The organism is Mesorhizobium sangaii, assembly GCF_014207355.1.
Taxonomy (GTDB): domain Bacteria; phylum Pseudomonadota; class Alphaproteobacteria; order Rhizobiales; family Rhizobiaceae; genus Mesorhizobium; species Mesorhizobium sangaii.
The window spans coordinates 243131-262914 of record NZ_JACHEF010000008.1; the positions used below are offsets into that span (position 1 = coordinate 243131).

Genomic DNA, 19784 nt, shown 5'->3' on the forward strand with positions numbered 1-19784 from the left:
GTGGAATCGGTAGCAGATCATGTTTGGTAAAAGAGGCAGCGACGACGGAAACCGGTTCACGCCGGAATTTCGCCAGCCGGCACCGACCCCGGTTGCGCCGGCGGCCGCAAGTTCTGCGGATACGGCGGTGCTTGCCCGCCCCGCCGCGCCTTTGCCAAGCGCACCTGTCGCGCCGCCGGCGCGCCGCACAATCGAGGCGCCGCCATCGGCGCCGGACCTGAAGCGGGTCCAGCGCGAAAAGAGCGAATCCTACTACGACACCAAGAGCCAGGTTTTCTCCGCGCTCATCGACACGATCGATCTGTCGCAGCTCTCCAAGCTTGATCCCGAAAGCGCACGCGAAGAAATCCGTGACATCGTCAACGACATCATCGCGATCAAGAATTTCGCGATGACGATCGCCGAGCAGGAGGAACTGCTCGAGGACATCTGCAACGATGTGCTCGGCTATGGGCCGCTCGAGCCGTTGCTGGCGCGCGATGACATCGCCGACATCATGGTCAACGGCTCCAAGAACGTCTACATCGAAGTCAACGGCAAGGTCGAACAGACCGGCATCCGCTTTCGCGACAACCAGCAGCTCCTCAACATCTGCCAGCGCATCGTCAGCCAGGTTGGCCGCCGTGTCGACGAATCCAGCCCGATCTGCGACGCGCGTCTTCCCGACGGCTCCCGCGTCAACGTCATCGCGCCGCCGCTCTCCATCGACGGTGCCACGCTCACCATCCGCAAATTCAAGAAGGACAAGCTGACCCTCGATCAGCTGGTCAAGTTCGGCGCCATCTCACCGCAGGGAGCCGAAGTTCTCAAGATCATCAGTCGTGTTCGCTGCAACATCGTCATCTCGGGCGGTACCGGCTCGGGCAAGACGACGCTGCTCAACTGCCTGACCAACTATATCGACCGCGAGGAGCGCGTCATCACCTGCGAGGATTCGGCCGAGCTGCAATTGCAGCAGCCGCATGTCGTGCGCCTCGAAACCCGCCCGCCCAATCTGGAGGGCGAGGGTGAGGTGACGATGCGCGACCTGGTCAAGAACTGCCTGCGCATGCGTCCCGAGCGCATCATCGTCGGCGAAGTGCGCGGACCCGAGGTGTTCGATCTTCTGCAGGCGATGAACACCGGCCATGACGGTTCGATGGGAACGATCCACTCGAACAGCCCGCGCGAATGCCTGAACCGTATCGAATCCATGATCGCGATGGGCGGTTATTCGCTGCCGCAGAAGACCGTGCGCGAAATCGTCGTCGGCTCCATCGACGTGATCATCCAGGCGGCGCGCCTGCGCGATGGATCGCGTCGCATTACCCACATCACCGAGGTGATCGGAATGGAAGGCGACGTCATCATCACACAGGATATCGTCCTCTATAACATCAAGGGCGAGGACGCCAATGGCCGGCTGCTGGGAGAGCATGTATCGACCGGCATTGGTCGTCCGCATTTCTGGGACAGGGCTCGTTATTATGGTGAGGAGCAGCGCCTCGCCACCGCGCTCGAGGCGATGGAGAAACGCGCTGACTGACGGCGTGAGGGTTCTGGCCAATGTTTGGAATTGACGGCACAGTACTGGCGTTTGTCGTGCTCGCCGGCTTCAGTGCCGGCGCGGTGGCTTATGCATTTCTGTTCACCCGGATGAGCAACGAGAAACAGGTCGGCAAGCGGCTTGAAACGATCAAGACCGCCGAGACGGATCGCTCCGTCGTCAAGGCCTCGCGCGACCGCGCGGCGGAAGCCGTCAAGCGGCGCAAATCGGTTCAGGATTCGCTGAACGAGCTCGACGCAAAGCAGAAAACCAAGGACAGCGCGGTCAAGAAACCACCGCTGAAAGCCCAACTCCGTCAGGCCGGCCTGAAGACCACCGTCGAGCGCTTCTATGTATATTCCGCCATATGCGGCCTCGCTGTGACGATGGCTGCCTTTATGGCCGGAGCGCCGGCGATCGTCTTGCCGGGCGTGCTGCTGGCCGGCGCACTCGGCCTGCCGCGCTGGTTCGTCTCGTTTCGTCGCGCCCGCCGGGTCAAGGCATTCCTCAACGAATTTCCAAACGCGCTCGATATCATCGTGCGCGCCGTCAAATCCGGCCTGCCGCTGAACGACGCCGTACGCCTGATCGCCAACGAATCGCCCGAACCGGTGAAGACCGAATTCCGTCGTATCGTCGATTCCCAGCAGATGGGCCTGTCGATCCCCGATGCGACCTTGCGCATGCCCGAAACCATGCCTTGCACGGAGGCAAGCTTCTTCGGCATCGTCATCCAGATTCAGTCGCAGGCCGGCGGCAACCTGTCCGAGGCGCTGGGCAATCTTTCGCGCGTGCTTCGCGATCGCAAGAAGATGAAAGCCAAGGTCCAGGCCCTGTCGATGGAAGCCAAAGCGTCCGCCGCCATTATCGGCGCGCTGCCCTTCATCGTTGCGTTTCTCGTCTACCTGTCGAGCCCAAACTACCTGATGCCGCTGTTCGTCACCAGTGTTGGACACCTGATCCTTGGGTGCTCGGCAGTCTGGATGTCGATCGGCATCTTTGTGATGCGCAAGATGATGAACTTTGAAGTCTAGGACCGCGGCATGACCGACCAAGTCATCAAATCCCTGACCGACCCCAGCTTCCTGATCGCGTTGCTGGTCGGCATAGCCGTGTTTGCGACCGTTTTCACCTTGCTGCCGGCGTTTGGCGGAAACCAGCTCAAGTCACGCATGAAAACCGTCGCGCTGGAACGCGACGAACTGCGTGCCCAGCAGCGTGCCCGGCTTGCCGTCGAGGCGGATCGCCGTCGCAAGGGCCTGCGCGAGGAGCAGTCGGTTGGCATGCGCAACATTGTCGACCGGCTGGATCTGAGGCGCGCGCTTGCCGATGAGGGCACATTGCAGAAGCTCAAGGTCGCCGGGTTTCGCGGGCAGAACCCGCTGACGCAGTTTCTTTTCTTCCGGCTCGTGCTTCCTTTTGTCGGCTTCGCGCTGGCCGCGATCTACATTTTCCTGCTCGGGGGACTGCCCGACAAACCGTTGGTCATCCGGCTGTTCGTTTGCATCCTCGTTGCCTATGCCGGCTTCTATGCTCCGGTCGTCTACATCAACAACCGCGCCACCAAGCGCAAGCAGTCGATCCAGATGGCATGGCCGGATGCGCTCGATCTGATGCTGATCTGCGTCGAATCGGGCATGTCGGTGGAAGCAGCCCTGCGCAAGGTCGCCGAAGAGATCGGCGCCCAGTCGGTGGCGCTGGCGGAAGAGTTCATCCTCACCAACGCCGAGCTTTCCTTTCTGCAGGAGCGCAAGCAGGCCTACGAGAACCTGGCAAGCCGCACCGGCCTGGAATCGGTCAAGTCGGTGTCGCAGGCACTCGTCCAGGCCGAGCGTTACGGCACGCCGGTGGCGCATGCACTGCGCGTACTGGCCGCCGAAAGCCGCGATATGCGCATGAACGCGGCCGAGAAGAAAGCGGCGGCCTTGCCGCCGAAGCTCACCGTACCGATGATCCTGTTCTTCCTGCCGGTGCTTTTCGCCATCATCCTGGGCCCCGCCGGCATTCAGGTCAGCCAGCGCGGCATCTTCGGCGATCGTTCGGCACCATCATCGACCGCGCAATAGAGGCGAGGCTCGTCCCGCGCCACAAATGACGAAGCCGCGCTGAACGCAGCGCGGCTTTCGTCATTTCAAGGTCGTCTAATGCATGTCGCCGAAAAGTGCGCAGCGGTTTTGGGACAACGACATGCATGAAACAAAGACTTAAAGCACGTTCGGAGAGACGCGCTCTAGTTGGTCGCGGACTTTGGCTTGTCCTTGAGCTGGCTCCAGACATTCTGCTGGGCCAGCATCTGGCGCAGATAGGCGACGTTTGCCTGTGCTTGTTCTGGCGAGAGTTCCTGCGAGGCGATCTTTTCGGCTTCGTCGAAACGGCCCTGCAGGCCGACGACCAGCGCAAGGTTCTGGCGCACCCGGCTGTCTGCGTTCGGTTGCTGCGCGGCGGAGCGCATATAGGTTTCGGCGGTGCGCAGGTCACCTTCCAGCACGTAGGACATGCCGAGATTGGAGAGCACCGAAGGCTCGTTCGGCTTCAGTTCGAGAGCCTTGCGGTAGAGCTGGCGCGCGTCGTCCTTCTGGCCGATCTGGTCGAGAATGGCCGCTTCGGCCGACACCAGCCTCCAGTCGGGATATTCCGGTGTCTGGGCGCGGCGCACGGCGTCCAGCGCGGCCTCGAACTGGCCATTAGCGGCCAGCGCCTTGCCATAGGAGGCGAGCACGTCGCGATCCTTCGGCATGGCGATCGCCAGCTTGCGCATCACGGCGAGCGACTGGTCGGCGTCGCCATCCATCTGCAGCGCCGCCGCATAATTGGTGGCGATCCGCTTGTCGGTGGGGTTCCTGGCGTAGGATTGGCCAAGTGCCCCCGTCGCAGTATGCAGTTCTCCCGCCGACATGGTTTCCAGCGGTTTGCCGCTGGTGCGTCCGATCGAGCCGGTGGTGAACTTGTCTGTTGCGCAACCGGCGACACCGGCCGCGAGCGCCAGCACGAGGGCCGTGGTGATGAACCGTTTTCCCTTGGCATTGATCGTGCGGTTGGTCGGCATCGGCACCGGGCCTCCATTCATGCGCGGCCATTGCGTGGCCATCTTCCCTCCTGAAGAAATATTCTGTTAACCCTAACGGATGGTTAAGAATGGCGACTCAAGGCCGCCGCACGGAGAACATCGAATGCCTGTCGAACTCGTCGAAAAGAAACTGCCGGGCGCGCTGCCGGTCCATCTGGTCGGCAGGGATGGTCTTGACGCAGCCGGTCTTGCGCCAGCCGCGATCGCCTGGGCGAGGGCCAACGGCTTTTCCGGCGAGTCAGGCAGGACGCTGGTCGTGCCCGGCGAAAAGGGAGCCCTCGGCGGCGCCTTGTTCGGTATCGGCGATGGCGAGGGCGCACTTGCTCTTGGCGCGTTGTCGAAAGCGTTGCCGGAAGGCGACTGGCATTTCGCCTCCGCGCCGGCCGACCCGGAACTGGCGGCGACCGCGCTGGTGCTCGGCGGCTATGTCTTTACCCGATATGGCAAGAAACCCGGCAAGGCGCTGCGCTTCGACTTGCCTGCCGGCGTCGACGCCGCGCATGTTCGCCGCGTTGCCGATGGCGTTTTCCTGACGCGCGATCTGGTCAACACGCCGACCAGCGACATGGGTCCGGACGAATTGGAGAAAGCGGTGCGGAGCCTGGCCGCGGCGCACAATGCCGAAATCTCGGTGGTGAAGGGCGACGACCTCCTCGACCGTAATTTCCCGATGATCCACGCCGTCGGTCGCGCGTCGACCGGCGCACCGCGCCTGATCGACATGAGATGGGGGCAGCAAGGCGCGCCTAAAGTGACGCTGGTCGGCAAAGGCGTCTGTTTCGACACGGGCGGTCTCGACATCAAGCCGTCGTCCGGCATGCTGTTGATGAAGAAGGACATGGGCGGCGCGGCCAATGTGCTTGGTCTCGCCTCGGTGATCATGGCCGCCGGGCTGAACGTGCGTTTGCGCGTGCTCATTCCCGCGGTCGAGAATTCGATCGCCGGCAATGCCTTCCGGCCCGGCGACGTGCTGACAAGCCGCAAGGGCATCGCCGTCGAGATCGGCAACACGGACGCTGAGGGGCGACTGGTGCTGGCCGATGCGCTGGCCTTGGCCGACGAGGAGGAACCGCAGCTTCTGGTCGATATGGCGACGCTGACCGGAGCGGCCCGTGTCGCGCTCGGTCCCGACCTGCCGCCCTTCTATACCGGCGACGAAGCGCTGGCGTCCGACTTGGCGGCGGCTTCCGTCGCGGCCGAGGATCCGTTGTGGCGCATGCCGTTGTGGCGGCCTTACGATGCAAAACTGTCCTCAAAGATCGCCGACATCAACAACGTCACCACGGACGGTTTCGCCGGCTCGATCACGGCGGCACTGTTCCTCAAGCGCTTTGTCGAAAAGACCGCGGGCTGGGCGCATTTCGACATCTTCGCCTGGAATCCCGCCGACCGTCCGCACGGCCCCGCCGGCGGCGAGGCGCAAGGCATTCGCGCGCTGGAGCGGATTATTTCGAAACGCTTTGGCTGATAGCCACAAGCAGAGCCGGCAAATTGCAGAAACTGAAACGGAACCGAAACAATTTGCCGTCATGCTGCTCGGATGTCGATTGCCATGCGCCCGAGCCAGGCCTTGCGACTGTGGCAGCAAGTGATGCTGTCGCAGGTGCGCGACGACGCGCCCGACCTGACCATGCGTCAGACGGCGATCCTGTTCACCATCTATCTCGATCCGCCGCCGCACACGGTGCGGGGGCTCGCCGCCCGCCTCAATGTCACCAAGCCGGTGATCACCCGCGCGCTCGACACGATGGGCGCGTTGAAGCTGGTCTCCCGCCATCGCGACGAACTCGACAAGCGCAACGTTCTGATCAGGCGCACGGTCGAGGGCGCGCTCTTTGTCGAGCGCTTCGGCGATGGTATTATTGCCAAGGCCCACGAGTTGCCCATCTAGAGCACGATCCCGAACCGCAGGTCAGCGCAGCAAAAAGCGGGAACCGGTTTTTCGGACAACATCATGCGTCAACAAGATAAAACAGAGTTGCCGATTTGACCGCCAGGGATGCCCGCCTGCACGCTTTCCGTTCCGACCTTGCCGATGCACGGCTGAAGGGCGAGGTCGCGGCCGACCGCTTCGTCGCCGGCCGGCCGGCGCGGATCACCGCCTCGGTGGCCGATGTGCGCAAGGGGCCGCGGCCGGATGCCGGCGTCAACACGCAAGCCCTGTTCGGCGATGATGTCCTCGTCTTCGAGGTCGCCGAAGGCTGGGCCTGGATCCAGGCCGAGCGCGATGGCTATGTCGGTTATGTCGCCGATACCATGCTGGGCGGGCGGGATCATGCGGCGACCCATATCGTGTCGGTGCCGCGCACCTTCCTCTACCCCGGGCCGGATCTCCGGTTTCCGATCGCAGGGCAATTGTCGATGGGATCGACGGTGACGGTGACGGGCGCAGCCGAAACGCGCGGCACGCATTATGCCGTCCTGCCCTCGGGCGAGGCGATCATCGCCGGCCATCTGCGGCCTGTCAGTGAGACGGCGGCCGACTATGTTGCGGTGGCCGAGATGTTTCTGGGCACACCCTATCTGTGGGGCGGCGCTTCGGGGTTCGGCATCGACTGTTCGGGCCTTGTGCAACTGGCGATGCGCATGACCGGCAGCGACGTGTTGCGCGATTCCGACATGCAAGCGGCGACACTTGGGGAACCACTCGATCCGGGTCCGGATTATGGCGGCCTGCGGCGCGGCGACCTCGTCTTTTGGAAAGGCCATGTCGCCGTCATGACCGACGCCGACACAATGATCCACGCCAATGGCCACACCATGCTGGTGTCGCGCGAAGGGCTGAAGGAGGCGATCGCCCGCATCGGCTATCTCTATGGCGGCCCGACCGGTTTTCGGCAACCTTAAGACCTTCGATCCCCTTTTGTTCCGATTCTTCTTGGCGATTGCCCACCTTCGCGCTACCTCTGGCGCGTGACAGAGCAGCCGCGCCTTGCCGAACAGAATGCCACCGTGGCCCTGCCCGAACCATTCATCAGGTGGTTCGGCGAGAAAGGCTGGTCGCCGCGTGCCCACCAGATCGAATTGCTGGCAAGGGCCCAGGGCGGGCAATCGGTGCTGCTGATCGCCCCGACCGGGGCCGGCAAGACGTTGGCAGGGTTTCTGCCTTCGCTGACCGAACTGGCCAACCGGCCAAGGCGAAAGCCGGGGCAGGCGCATCGCGGTATCCATACCCTCTACATCTCGCCGCTGAAGGCGCTGGCGGTCGACATCGAGCGCAATCTCGGCAAGCCGGTCGAAGAGATCGGCCTGCCTGTCACCATCGAGACGCGCACCGGCGACACGCCGTCGCACAAGCGTCTGCGCCAGAAGCTGGTGCCGCCCGACATTCTGCTCACCACGCCCGAACAATTGGCGCTGCTGATCGCGGCGCCAGACGCCAGACGCTTCTTCGAGGATCTGCGCTATGTGTTGCTCGACGAGCTGCACTCGCTGGTGACGTCGAAGCGCGGGCATCTGCTGGCGCTCGGCCTGGCGCGGCTGCGCAACTACGTGCCTGGCCTGCAGACGATAGGCTTGTCGGCGACAGTTGCCGAGCCCGACGAATTGCGGCGTTGGCTGGTGGGCCAGAATCCGCCAGGCGCCATGGCCGGCCTGATCACCGTGGCGGGCGGAGCCAAGCCCGACATCTCCATTCTCGACTCCGAGCAGCATGTGCCGTGGTCCGGCCATTCGGCCCGGTACGCCATTCCCGAAATCTATGAGGCGATCAAGCGGCACCGCACGACGCTGCTGTTCGTCAACACCCGCAGCCAGGCCGAATTGCTGTTCCAGGAACTGTGGCGGGCCAATGAGGACTCGCTGCCGATTGCCTTGCATCACGGCTCGCTCGATGTCGGCCAGCGCCGGCGGGTCGAGAAGGCGATGGGCGAGAATGCGCTGCGCGCCATCGTCGCGACGTCGACGCTCGATCTCGGCATCGACTGGGGAGATGTCGATCTGGTCGTGCATGTCGGCGCACCGAAGGGGGCAAGCCGCCTGGCGCAGCGCATCGGCCGCGCCAACCACCGCATGGACGAACCGTCCAAGGCGATCCTCATTCCGGCCAACCGTTTCGAGGTGCTGGAATGCCGGGCAGCACTCGACGCCAACTATCTCGGCGCGCAGGACACGCCGCCGCTGATCAATGGCGCGCTCGACGTGCTGTCGCAGCACGTGCTGGGCGTCGCCTGCGGCGCGCCCTTCGATGCCGACCATTTGTTCGAAGAAGTGCGCGGTGCCGCGCCCTACGCCGGGCTGGCGCGCGAGACCTTCGACCGTGTCGTCGATTTCGTCGCCACCGGCGGCTACGCGCTGAAGAACTACGAGCGCTACGCCCGCATTCGAAAGACGGTCGGCGGGCTGTGGCGCGTCTCGCATCCACGTGTCGCCCAGCAATACCGGCTGAATGTCGGCACCATCGTCGAAATGCCGGAACTCAATGTCCGCTATGTCCGGCAGGGTCGTGGCATGGCCGGGCGCGGCGGGCCGGTGCTGGGCAAGATCGAGGAATATTTCGCCGAGACCTTGCGCCCCGGCGACAATTTCCTGTTTGCCGGCAAGGTGCTGCGCTTCGAGGGTATCCGCGAGAACGAATGCGTCGTCTCCAACGGCGCCGGCGCCAACATCATCGTCCCGTCCTATGCCGGCGGCAAGTTTCCGCTGTCGACCTATCTCGCCGATCAGGTGCGCGGCATGTTGGCCGACAGCAGCCGTTGGCAGGCGCTGCCCGAGCAGGTCGCCGACTGGCTGCGGCTGCAGAAGGAAAAGTCGGTGCTGCCGAAACGCGGCGACCTTCTGGTCGAGACCTTTCCGCGCGGCAACCGCCACTACATGGTCGCCTATCCCTTCGAGGGCAGGCTGGCGCACCAGACGCTCGGCATGCTTTTGACGCGGCGGCTGGAGCGCGCCAACGCCCGTCCGCTCGGCTTCGTCGCCACCGACTATTCGCTAGCCATCTGGGCGCTGGACGACATGGCGGCCCTGTTCAAGGCCAAGAAGCCTTCATTGGCCGCCTTGTTCGACGAAGACATGCTCGGCGACGACCTCGAGGCCTGGCTGAACGACAGCTGGATGCTGAAGCGGACGTTTCGCACCTGCGCAGTTATCGCCGGGCTGATCGAAAAGCGCTTTCCCGGCCAGGAGAAGAGCGGCCGGCAGGTGACCGTCTCGGCCGACCTGATCTACGACGTGTTGCGCAGCCACGAGCCGGACCACATCCTGCTGCAGGCGACGCGCACCGATGCATCGGCGGGACTGCTCGATGTCAGCAGACTTGCCGAGATGCTCTCGCGTGTCCGCGGTCGAATCATGCATAAGCATCTTGAACAGATATCGCCGCTGGCCGTGCCGATCATGCTGGAGATCGGCAAGGAATTGGTGAATGGCGGCGCCAACGAGTCGCTCTTGATGGAAGCTGCCGATCTGGTCGAGGAGGCCATGGGTCAAAGATGAGACTGATTTCGAGATGAATTTTTCGCTGGCGCGCACGTCGCTGATCGCCGAGGCCGATCTTGTCGCCATCGCCGGCGAACGTGCCGTCTGCGACCGGCGCGGCGTGCTTTATTTTCCGGATCTGCGGCTTCTGGCCGTTTCCGATCTGCATCTCGAAAAGGGTTCGTCGCTGGCGCGGCGCGGCGCGCTGATCCCGCCTTACGACACCGGCGCGACCTTGCTGAGACTGCAGGCCGTGATCGCCGACTACCAGCCATCCATCGTCATCAGCCTGGGCGACAGCTTCCACGATGGCGGTGGCGCCGAGCGCATGCATGCGAGCTTCCGCGAGCGGCTGGAAGCACTGATATCAGGCCGCGACTGGTTCTGGGTCGCGGGCAATCACGATCCGGAAGCGCCCGCCGACCTGCCCGGCGAGACGGTGCGGGAGCTTGCCATAGGCTCGCTGCTGTTCCGGCATGAGCCGTCGAAGGAGCGTGTCGAAGGCGAAATAGCCGGCCATCTGCACCCGTGCGCGCGCATCGTGCAGCGCGGCCGTTCGGTGCGCCGGCGCTGCTTTGCCGGCGATGGCGGCCGCATGATCATGCCGGCCTTCGGCGCCTATACCGGCTCGCTCAATGTGCTCGACCGCGCCTATGCCGGCCTGTTCCGGCTGGACACGCTGATGGCCTACATGCTCGGCGCCGAGCGCATCTTTGCGATCTCCCGCTCGATGCTGCGACCCGGCTGAAGCCACTCTTCCGTCAATTGTCTCTACCGCCCGTAATAGAGCGTCACCGTGTGCTTCGCCTCGGCGAAGAACAGCCATCGTTCGACCAGCATGCCGGCGAACTGAGCAATGGCGGCAAGGACCGACAGCATCGCCGCGAAGGGCCACGGCAGGGCGAATGCGGCGGCAAGCAGCAAGACGGGCAAGGCGAAGGCCAGAGCCTGTGTGATCTGGCGCAGGCGCGCGCTGTGCTTGCGCGCGATGCGGAATCCCATCTCCTTGAGCAGATAATTCTCTTCGGTATGCGGCCATTCCAGCGATCGTACCGTGCCGCCGGCCAGTCCGGTCGCGCTGTTGGCATTGGTCGGGATTTCCAACCGGTCATTGTAGCGCCAGGTCGTCACCTTCCAACCCCAGCCGAGCAGACCTAGCAGCACCGAGGCCGCCAGAAGGGTCTTCGAGCCGATGGCGAATCCCTGTAGCAGCGCGTTCAACAGCACGCTGCCGGTCATCGCCGAAAAAAAGAGGTAACCGGGCAGCGTGAAGCGGCTGTGCCACTGGGCGATCGGCTTCAGCGACGCATAGATCATGCCGGTGGTGCAGACGGTGACGACCGCACCGATGGCAGCCAGCAATCCGGCGATAGTCACCCAGCCGCCGCTGCGGCCGAAAAACACCCAGCCGATACCGAAAAGGCCTGCCGGAACGAAAGTGATGACAGAGGCAACGCCTTCGCGCGACAGCCATGAACTGCGCCATTGCGAGAACGCCCGCCAGGCGCGCTCGGGTCTGCCGAGATGACCTGCCGAGGATAGCAGCCCGGCTATGATCAGGCCAAGCGCAAGGCCCATGCCGATGAGACCCAGCCAGAAATCGGGCGGGATGATCTGGAAACCTCCGAGCACCCCAAGCAGCGCCAGCAACCCATAGCCGGCGCCGGTGGCGGTGGTGAAGAAGACGACGGAGAAGGCTGGATGCATGGATATCAGTTCGAAAGCATGCGGTCGACCCAGCCGAGGAAGCCGCCTTCGGCCCGCACCGGTTCGAGTGCCGGCGCGGCCACCGATGCGGCACGCTTGGCGTGGGCGCGCGGCGGCAAATATTTGTTGGTCGGGTGATAGCCGAGTTCCGGCATCAGGTCGACGCCGCCACGCTCCGCCACCAGCTGCGAGACGGCCGACGCAGGATCGCCGAGATCGCCGAAATGCCGGGCGCTGGTCGGGCAAGCGGCGACGCAGGCCGGCACGCGGTCTTCCTCGGCCAGATTGTCATTGTAGATGCGGTCGACGCACAGCGTGCACTTCTTCATCACGCCGACGTCGGTGTCGAATTCGCGCGCCCCATAAGGGCAGGCCCAGCTGCACAATTTGCAGCCGATGCACTTGTCCTCGTCGATCAGCACGATGCCGTCCGAGGCCCGCTTATAGGAGGCGCCGGTCGGGCAGACCGTCACGCAGGCCGGCGTCTCGCAATGCAGGCAAGAGCGCGGGAAGTTGACGGTCCGCCCGCCCATCTCGGTGGTGTGTTCGTAGCTGTGGACGCGGTTGAACCAGACGCCGTCGACCTGGCCGCCATAGGGGTCGATGTCGGTCAGCGGCGCCATGTGGCCGCCGGTGTTCCATTCCTTGCAGGCGGTGACGCAGGCCTGGCAGCCGACGCAGGTGTCGAGATCGATGACGAGGCCGAGCTTCTTGCCGCTTTGACTTGGCAGACAGGTCATTCGGCCGCCTCCCTTGCCCGGCGGAACTCAGCGCCGAAGGTCAGTCTGTCGGGTGAGGGTTCGAAGTGCGGCGGTTGCTGGAAACGTTCGAATTGCGGTTCGGTGAAGCCGGCTTCCTCGGCCGCGCATTTGACGAGGCGCACGCGCAGGTCGAACCACGCCGCCTGGCCGGTCACCGGATCGGAGTTCGAATAGCGCTTGCCGCTGGCGTCGGCCGAGGTCTGGTCGCCGATGATGTGGTTGAGCAGGAAGCCGCGGTTGGATTCGGCGGCATCGTCCTTCAGCCCCCAGCTGCCGCGCCGCTTGCCGATCGCGTTCCAAGTCCAGACCGTGCTTTCGTTCACCCCGTCGACCAGCTTGATCTGCCCCTTGACCTTGCCGTTGATGCTTTCGATCCACACCCAGTCGTCATCGACAAGACCGAGACCAGCGGCGGTCCGGTGATGCACGAACAGCCGGTTCTGGCTGGTGATCTGTCTCAGCCACGCGTTCTGCGAACCCCAGGAATGGTACATGTGCATCGGCCGCTGCGTCAGCGCATGCAGCGGATAGTCTTGCAAATCGACGGCCGCTTCCTCGAACGGCATGTACCAGAACGGCAGCGGGTCCATATAGGTCTCGATGCGCTGGCGGTCGCCCTCCGGCGGCACCACGCGGCCATGGCCACGTGCGGCCAGCCTGAAGCGCTGCAGAGGCTCGCAATAGAGCTGGAAGACGACCGGCTCGGCCTTGGGGATGAAGCCCATCTGCACCGCGAAGTCGAGATAGGAGCGGTTGGCCATCTTGTAGTAGCGCTGGTCCTCAGCAAAATCGTGGTGCCAGAAGCCGCCATTGTCGATGTAGCGCTGCAATTGGTCCGGATTGGCCTCGCCCTTGCCGATCGCGCTCCCATCCTTGCCGCGCCAGCCGGCAAGCGGGCCGATTCCGGGCGTGCGCTCATGGTTGACGATGTAATCGGCATAGTCGCGGTATCTGGCCGAGCCATCGTCATTGACGAAGCACGGCAGGCCAAGCCGCGCGCCGAGTTCGATCAGCACCGACTGGAACGGCCTGACGTCGCGATCCGGCTCGACGACGGGATGGCGGATGGCGTCGCCCGGTCCGTCGGCATGGCTGATCGGCCGGTCGAGCAGGCTGATGCAGTCGTGACGTTCGAGATAGGTTGTGTCCGGCAGCACGAGATCGGCGAACGGCACCGTTTCGGAATAGTAGGCGTCGGAATAGATGATGAACGGGATCCTGTAGTTGCCCGCTTCGTCGCTGTCGGTCAGCATCGCCATGGTCTCGACGGTGTTCATCGAGGAATTCCAGGCCATGTTCGACATGTACATCATCAACGTGTCGATCGGGTACGGGTCGCCGGCCCAGGCACTGCGGATGACCGTATGCATCAGGCCGTGCGCAGCGATCGGCGCATCCCAGGAATAAGCCTTGTCGATGCGAACGGCCGTACCGGCCTCGTCGACCAAAAGGTCGTCCGGCCCGCAGACGAAGCCGAGCGGCATGCCGTCGAGCGGCGTCATCGGCTTAACGGTCTTGCCTGAAGGCTTTGGGCCTGGCGGCGGCGATCTCGGGTAGGGCGGCTTGAAGCGGAAGCCGCCGGGAACATCCACGGTGCCGAGCAGCACCTGCAAGAGATGGATGGCGCGGCAGGTATGAAAACCGTTCGAATGGGCGGAGATGCCGCGCATGGCATGCATCGACACTGGCCGCCCCTTGATCGTCTCGTGCCGGCGCCCAGCCCAGTCGGTCCAGGCAACCGGCAATTCGATCGTCTGTTGGAAGGCGACATGCGCCAGTTCGGCGGCGATCCTGCGGATCGTGTCGGCTGGAATGCCGCAGCGCTCCGCCACCGCATCGGGTGCGTAGCCCTCTGCGAGGTAGCGGTCGGCGATGAGTTGGAACACCGGCACGCAGCGGCGGCCGTCGATGGTGAAGCTGCCCGTCAGCCCAGGTTCAGCGCCGGTATCGGTGGCGCTGACAGGCGTCTTCGCAACCCTGTCCCAGGCCAGCAGATTGCCGCCGGCGTCGCGAGCGAACAGCCCGTCATCCGCCGCGCCCGGCTCCTGGATGACGAGCAAATGCGCATTGGTGTAGCGCAGGAGATAGTCGAGATCGACGCGCCCGGCCTTCAGCAATTCGTGGATGAGGGCGAACACGAACAGGCCGTCGGTGCCGGGCCGGATGCCGATCCAGTCGTCTGCAATGGCGTTGTAGCCTGTCCGGCACGGATTGATCGACACCACCTTGGCACCGCGCGCCTTGAGCTTGCCGAGGCCGATCTTGATCGGGTTGGAGTCGTGATCCTCGGCGACGCCGAACAGCATGAAGTATCTGGTGTTGTCCCAGTCGGGTTCGCCGAACTCCCAGAACGAGCCGCCGATCGTATAGAGGCCGCCGACCGCCATGTTGACCGAACAGAAGCCGCCATGGGCGGCGAAGTTCGGTGTGCCGAACTGGCTTGCCCACCAGCCGGTCAAGGATTGCGACTGGTCGCGGCCGGTGAAGAAGGCGAGCTTCTTCGGATCGGTCCGGCGGATGGCCGAGAGCCGTTCGGTCGCGATCGAGAAGGCTTCCTCCCACTCGATCTCGCGGAATTCTCCCGAGCCGCGCGGACCGGTGCGCAGCAATGGTTTTTTCAGCCGGGCTGGGCTGTAGTGCTGCATGATGCCGGAACTGCCCTTGCCGCAGATCACGCCGCGATTGACGGGATGGTCCTTGTTACCGTTGATGTAGCGGACCTTGCCGTCCTTGATGTGCACGTCGATGCCGCAGCGGCAGGCGCACATGTAGCAGGTCGTCTTGGCGATGCTGTCGGAAATGCTTGGCGAAGTGTCGACGCCGTCGCCTTCATCGGGCGCGCGCGTGTCGGCAAGCGGGCGTTGCGATGGTGCCGAATTCGCGCCGTTCGGCGGTCGATGCATCATGATCCGTTGGTGCCCGCATGGCTTGCGGACTTGGCTCGAGTCTTCGGCCCGGGGCCGCGCATATAGTGCTCTTCCGGGTGGTATCGGTCACCGGCCAGCCGCCGCCGGATGCCGCGGGTCCAATGGGCAAGCAGGGATCTGAACCGCCCGATCATTTTGTTCTCTGCGATTCGCTGGCGAATTTTTTCTAACTTCGCTCGAAAACGTAGAATAAAGCTATCGATCTGTCTAATCAGTTGTTCTTGTAAATTCGATCGATATTGGTTCTTAATGCGTGCATGACCCTGGACCAATTGCGGATTTTCGTCGCCGTTGCCGAGCGCGGCCACATGACCAAGGCGGCCGAGCTGCTGGGCATTTCCCAATCGGCCGCGTCTGCCGCTATTCGCGCGCTTGAAGAGCAGCACGGCGTCCATCTGTTCAACCGGGTCGGCCGCAATATCGAGCTCGCCCAGACCGGGCACCGCTTCCTGCCGGAAGCCAAGGCCGTGCTGGAGCGGGCGGCTGCCGCGCGCAACGTGCTGGAGCATGTCTCGCAGACGGTCACCGGCAGCCTCTCGATCGCCGCCAGCCAGACCATCGCCAGCTATTGGCTGCCGCGCAGGCTGGCTTCCTTCCACGAGGCCTATCCTGCCGTCAGGTTGAGCGTCACCATCGGCAATACCAGGCAGGTCGAGGCCAATGTCCTCGATGGTGCGGCTGATCTCGGCCTGGTCGAGGGGCGCACGGAATCCGATATCCTGCGCCGCGCCAAAGTCGACGTCGACAGGCTGATGCTGGTCGTCGCCAGTGCCCATCCGGAGATCGCCGAAGTCGCACCGGGACGGCCCGACATCAAGGGCCTGCGCTGGATCATCCGTGAGGGTGGTTCGGGCACACGCGAGGTGCTGGAGGATATGGCGCGCCGCGAAGGAATTTCACTCGCCGACCTGCAGATATTCCTGGTGCTGCCGAGCAACGAGGCGATCCGACAGGCGGTCGAAGCGGGGGCCGGCGCCACCATCATTTCCGAACTCGTCGTCGACAGCGCAATTGCCGAAGGCAGTTTGCGCGCGGTGCCGATTGACCTGCCGAAGCGCGACTTCGCCATCATCACCCACCGCGACCGGCAGGCGAGCCTTGCCCAGATGGCGCTCAAGGCGCATCTCAGCGCCAGCGCCGATGAAGCGCTGCCCGCCCGCCCGTGAGTGGGCCGTGTCAGCCAAACTTTCGCTGGGCGTCGAGCGCCAGGCCAAGCCCTACCGAGCCGAACACGTCGCCTTCGATGACGGATGCCTGCGGCACCAAGGAGAGAATCTCTCGTCTTGCCAGCGGGATTGCGGTCGACCCGCCGGTCAGGAACACCGCGGTGATGTCGGATGGCTTGACCTGGGCGTCGCGGATGGTCTGCCCGACCGTTGCGGTGACCCGATCGATATCCCTGGCAATCGTGGCGTCCAGCCCGGTGCGTGTGATTTCGGCGTCGAACGCCGCCCCCGGCAACTTCACCGCCACCTGAGCCGATGATCTGTCGGTCAGCTCGATCTTGGCCTTTTCGACAAGGGCTGCCAGCGCATGTCCGTAGCGATGCTCGACGATGTGGATGAAGCGGTCGACCAGGTCGGCGCGCTCGGCTTCGTAGCGGATCTGGCGCAGATGCGTCATTGCCTTGGCGGTGTAGACCAGGTTGATGCGCTGCCACGTCGCGAGATCGATGAAGTAGCTGGCCGGCAGATTGCGCTTGCCATCCTTGGTCGGGGTCAGATAGCCGAGCTGCGGCATCACATGGGCGATACTCAACAGCCGGTCGAAATCCGTGCCGCCGATATGGATGCCGCGGCTGGCCAGGATGTCGTCCTTGCGGTCGAGCGACCGCGAGCGTTGCGGTGAGACGCGCACGATCGAGAAGTCCGAGGTGCCGCCGCCCATGTCGACGATCAGCGCCAGTTCCTCGCGCGTCACCTTTTGCTCATAGTCCAGCGCCGCCGCGATCGGCTCGAACTGGAAGGCGATGTGTTTGAAGCCCTGCGCACGTGCGGCCTTCTCAAGTTCGCCCTGGGCGTTTGCATCGGCCTCGGGATCGTCGTCGACGAACTGCACCGGGCGGCCGAGCACCACCGTCTCGACCATGCCGCCGGCATCTTCCTCCAGTTTTTTGCGGAGGTGGCCGAGGAACAGGCCGACGATCTCCATGAAGCCGATCGAGCGGGCCTTGATGCGGGTCTTCTCGTGGGCAAGCGAACTGCCGAGCACGCTCTTCAGCGAGCGCATCAGCCGGCCTTCGATGCTGTCTGTGTAGTTGGCAATGGCGTGGCGTCCGAAACAGGTGCGGTTGTCCTCGAAGTTGAAGAACACGGCACTGGGCAGCGTGACCTGGCCATCCTCAAGCGCGACGAGGCGCGGCTGCCCGTTGCGGACCACGCCAACGGTGGAGTTTGAAGTGCCAAAGTCGATACCGCCGAATGCTGGTCGCATGGCAAGTTTCCTGATTTTGTTCTTTAGGGAGCGGCAACTCGTGTCCGGTCGGGCCGGGGGCGTGCTCTAGCGCATGACGCTGGAAAGGGAAACCCTTTTTGGGAATCCGGCGTCCCAAAGTGCGTCGCGTCGAACGGATTCCTGCGGCGCGCTTTAAGTCTTTCTGGTTCCACGCATGTCGTTGTCTCAAAAACCGAGGCCACTTTTGAGCAACATGCATCAATCCTTTCGGAAGATCACCCGTCCGAGCCAGCCTGTCAGCATGGCCAGCGATATCGCGAAGACGCCATAGAGGAAGGAATAATTGTGCGCGACACGGAAGATCGACTGCTCGAAACCGGATTTCCGGATTTCGAGCTGGGCCGAGCTTTCCTTGATGAACACGCCGCTCTTGAACAGGAAGGCGCGTGCCTTGTGGGTGCCGACCGGAACATTCGGCGCCAGCCTGACCGTGGCGCGGAACAGGTTCTGCGACAGGAATTGCACGCCGCCAACATTCTCGCTGTAGAGGCCGGTCGCGGTTTTGCGACTGCGCAGCGCCGCGGTGAATTCCTCGATGGTCGCCGGGCTGTCGCCGGCGTCGGCCGGCTGCATGTAGAGATTGGAGGCGCCGAGCGACAGCTGCTTGTAGCTGTTCGGTTCGGTTATGTCCTGCAGTGGCCGCGTCGTCGCCACCGAATAGGACATCGGCACATTCTCGAAGGTTTCGGACTCCAGATTGACCCAGACGCCGAGCACCCGGTCCTTGCGGCGTACCACCACCGGGCGCGGCGGACCCTCGAGCACGACGATGACATCGTATCTGCCTTGACGGGCAACCAGCGGGTCGGGATTTTCCAGCGAGCCGAAAATGGTCAGGTCGGCGCCGGAAAAGCCGGCGGTGATGGAAACATTGTCGGTGGAGAGCCCGATCTGGATGCCTTCTACCGGTGGTGTCTGTGCCTTGACCGGAACGACGGCCGCTAGCAACGACAGGAGAATGGCGGTTGCGAACGCTTTAGGGCCCCTCATCAGTTGAGGCCCGTGGCGGTCAGCGAGTAGAGGTTGGGCGGGGTGACGAAGAGGTCGATGGCGAGGCGGATCGCCACCGCCAGCACCAGCAGCGCCAGCAAGGCCCTGAGCTGCTCGCCGCGCAGCCTCTGGCCGGCCTTGGCGCCGTATTGCGCGCCGGCAACGCCGCCCGCCATCAACAGGAAGGCCAGCACGACGTCGACCGTCTGGTTGGTGGTGGCGTGGACCAGCGTCGTGTAGGCGGAGGTGAAGATGATCTGGAACAGCGAAGTGCCGATCACGACATTGGTCGGCACTTTCAGCAGGTAGATCAGCGCCGGCACCATGATGAAGCCGCCGCCGACGCCCATGATCGATGACAGGAAGCCGATGCCGGCACCAAGACCCAGCACCGGGATGACGCTGACGAACAGTTTCGAGGCCCTGAACCGCATCTTCAGCGGCAAGCGGTGGATCCAGTTGTGCTGGCCGGATTTCTTCAGCACCGGTGCCGCACCGCTGCGCGTCGCGCGCAGCGCATTGACGCTTTCGACCAGCATCAGACCGCCGACCGTGCCGAGCAGCACGACGTAAAGCAGCGAGATGAACAGGTCGAGCTGGCCGAGCCTGCGCAGGAAGGCGAAGACGAAGATACCGCCGGTGGAGCCGACGATGCCGCCGGCAAGCAAGACGCCGCCGAGCTTGAAGTCGAGTGTACCTCGCTTCATGTGCGAAAGCACGCCGGAGAAGGAGGAGGCGATGACCTGGTTGGCGCCCGTGGCGACGGCGATCGCCGGGGGGATGTTGTAGAAGATCAGCAGTGGCGTGATGAGAAAGCCGCCGCCGACGCCGAACATGCCCGACAGGAAGCCCACTGCCGCACCCATGGCCAGCAGTACGAAGACGTTGACGGAAATTTCCGCGATCGGGAGATAGATGCCCACCCGTCAGTCTCGATC

Annotated in this window: 16 protein-coding genes; 9 read left to right on the top strand and 7 right to left on the bottom strand. The window is 63.8% G+C overall.

The window, feature by feature from the left end; genetic code table 11:
• Positions 1 to 19: 19 nt before the first annotated feature.
• The 3 genes from HNQ71_RS30855 to HNQ71_RS30865 are packed head-to-tail and all read left to right on the top strand — an operon-like array spanning position 20 to position 3591.
• Positions 20 to 1525: a TadA family conjugal transfer-associated ATPase gene (locus tag HNQ71_RS30855; protein ID WP_184877612.1), complete on the top strand. Its 1506-nt coding sequence runs from the start codon at positions 20 to 22 to the stop codon at positions 1523 to 1525.
• Between the two features lie 20 nt (positions 1526 to 1545).
• Entirely contained in the window at positions 1546 to 2559 is a 1014-nt protein-coding gene (locus HNQ71_RS30860; RefSeq protein WP_184877614.1) for a type II secretion system F family protein, read from the top strand.
• 9 nt (positions 2560 to 2568) lie between these two features.
• Positions 2569 to 3591: a type II secretion system F family protein gene (locus tag HNQ71_RS30865; protein ID WP_184877616.1), complete on the top strand. Its 1023-nt coding sequence runs from the start codon at positions 2569 to 2571 to the stop codon at positions 3589 to 3591.
• 164 nt (positions 3592 to 3755) lie between these two features.
• Here HNQ71_RS30865 and HNQ71_RS30870 read toward each other — a convergent pair whose 3' ends face one another.
• Complete coding sequence (locus tag HNQ71_RS30870; RefSeq protein ID WP_184877746.1) at positions 3756 to 4571, bottom strand: tetratricopeptide repeat protein; 816 nt, start codon at positions 4569 to 4571, stop codon at positions 3756 to 3758.
• 124 nt (positions 4572 to 4695) lie between these two features.
• Between HNQ71_RS30870 and HNQ71_RS30875 the strand changes: the two genes are divergently transcribed.
• From HNQ71_RS30875 to pdeM, 5 genes are all read left to right on the top strand, one after another.
• Complete coding sequence (locus HNQ71_RS30875; RefSeq protein WP_184877618.1) at positions 4696 to 6060, top strand: leucyl aminopeptidase family protein; 1365 nt, start codon at positions 4696 to 4698, stop codon at positions 6058 to 6060.
• A gap of 72 nt (positions 6061 to 6132) precedes the next feature.
• A complete protein-coding gene (locus HNQ71_RS30880) occupies positions 6133 to 6483 on the top strand; it encodes a MarR family winged helix-turn-helix transcriptional regulator (RefSeq protein WP_056588405.1) in 351 nt (116 codons plus the stop codon).
• 95 nt (positions 6484 to 6578) lie between these two features.
• The gene (locus tag HNQ71_RS30885; protein WP_184877620.1) at positions 6579 to 7439 is read left to right on the top strand and encodes a C40 family peptidase; all 861 of its coding nucleotides are present in this window, start codon (positions 6579 to 6581) and stop codon (positions 7437 to 7439) included.
• A gap of 66 nt (positions 7440 to 7505) precedes the next feature.
• On the top strand, positions 7506 to 10025 hold the full coding sequence (locus HNQ71_RS30890) for a ligase-associated DNA damage response DEXH box helicase (RefSeq protein ID WP_184877623.1): 2520 nt from the start codon (positions 7506 to 7508) through the stop codon (positions 10023 to 10025).
• Between the two features lie 13 nt (positions 10026 to 10038).
• Positions 10039 to 10755, top strand: a complete 717-nt coding sequence (gene pdeM, locus HNQ71_RS30895; RefSeq protein ID WP_184877625.1) for a ligase-associated DNA damage response endonuclease PdeM — start codon at positions 10039 to 10041, stop codon at positions 10753 to 10755.
• 23 nt (positions 10756 to 10778) lie between these two features.
• Here pdeM and HNQ71_RS30900 read toward each other — a convergent pair whose 3' ends face one another.
• From HNQ71_RS30900 to HNQ71_RS30910, 3 genes are read right to left on the bottom strand one after another with little or no spacing between them, the layout of a single operon-like run.
• Complete coding sequence (locus tag HNQ71_RS30900) at positions 10779 to 11714, bottom strand: dimethyl sulfoxide reductase anchor subunit family protein (RefSeq protein ID WP_184877633.1); 936 nt, start codon at positions 11712 to 11714, stop codon at positions 10779 to 10781.
• 5 nt (positions 11715 to 11719) lie between these two features.
• Positions 11720 to 12454: a 4Fe-4S dicluster domain-containing protein gene (locus HNQ71_RS30905; protein WP_184877635.1), complete on the bottom strand. Its 735-nt coding sequence runs from the start codon at positions 12452 to 12454 to the stop codon at positions 11720 to 11722.
• Complete coding sequence (locus HNQ71_RS30910) at positions 12451 to 15381, bottom strand: molybdopterin oxidoreductase family protein (RefSeq protein WP_184877637.1); 2931 nt, start codon at positions 15379 to 15381, stop codon at positions 12451 to 12453. Before HNQ71_RS30910 ends, HNQ71_RS30905 begins: the two co-directional genes overlap by 4 nt.
• A 278-nt stretch (positions 15382 to 15659) precedes the next feature.
• On the opposite strand from HNQ71_RS30910, the gene HNQ71_RS30915 reads away from it, so the two are divergent.
• Positions 15660 to 16568, top strand: a complete 909-nt coding sequence (locus tag HNQ71_RS30915; RefSeq protein WP_184877639.1) for a LysR family transcriptional regulator — start codon at positions 15660 to 15662, stop codon at positions 16566 to 16568.
• 10 nt (positions 16569 to 16578) lie between these two features.
• Here the strand turns inward: HNQ71_RS30915 and HNQ71_RS30920 are convergent, their stop codons facing one another.
• From HNQ71_RS30920 to HNQ71_RS30930, 3 genes are all read right to left on the bottom strand, one after another.
• The gene (locus tag HNQ71_RS30920; RefSeq protein WP_184877641.1) at positions 16579 to 17835 is read right to left on the bottom strand and encodes an Hsp70 family protein; all 1257 of its coding nucleotides are present in this window, start codon (positions 17833 to 17835) and stop codon (positions 16579 to 16581) included.
• A gap of 219 nt (positions 17836 to 18054) precedes the next feature.
• The gene (locus HNQ71_RS30925; protein WP_184877643.1) at positions 18055 to 18846 is read right to left on the bottom strand and encodes a TIGR02186 family protein; all 792 of its coding nucleotides are present in this window, start codon (positions 18844 to 18846) and stop codon (positions 18055 to 18057) included.
• Positions 18846 to 19769 carry a sulfite exporter TauE/SafE family protein gene (locus tag HNQ71_RS30930; protein ID WP_095082339.1) on the bottom strand — a complete coding sequence of 308 codons (924 nt, stop codon included), beginning with the start codon at positions 19767 to 19769 and terminating at the stop codon, positions 18846 to 18848. Before HNQ71_RS30930 ends, HNQ71_RS30925 begins: the two co-directional genes overlap by 1 nt.
• Between the last annotated feature and the right edge of the window lie 15 nt (positions 19770 to 19784).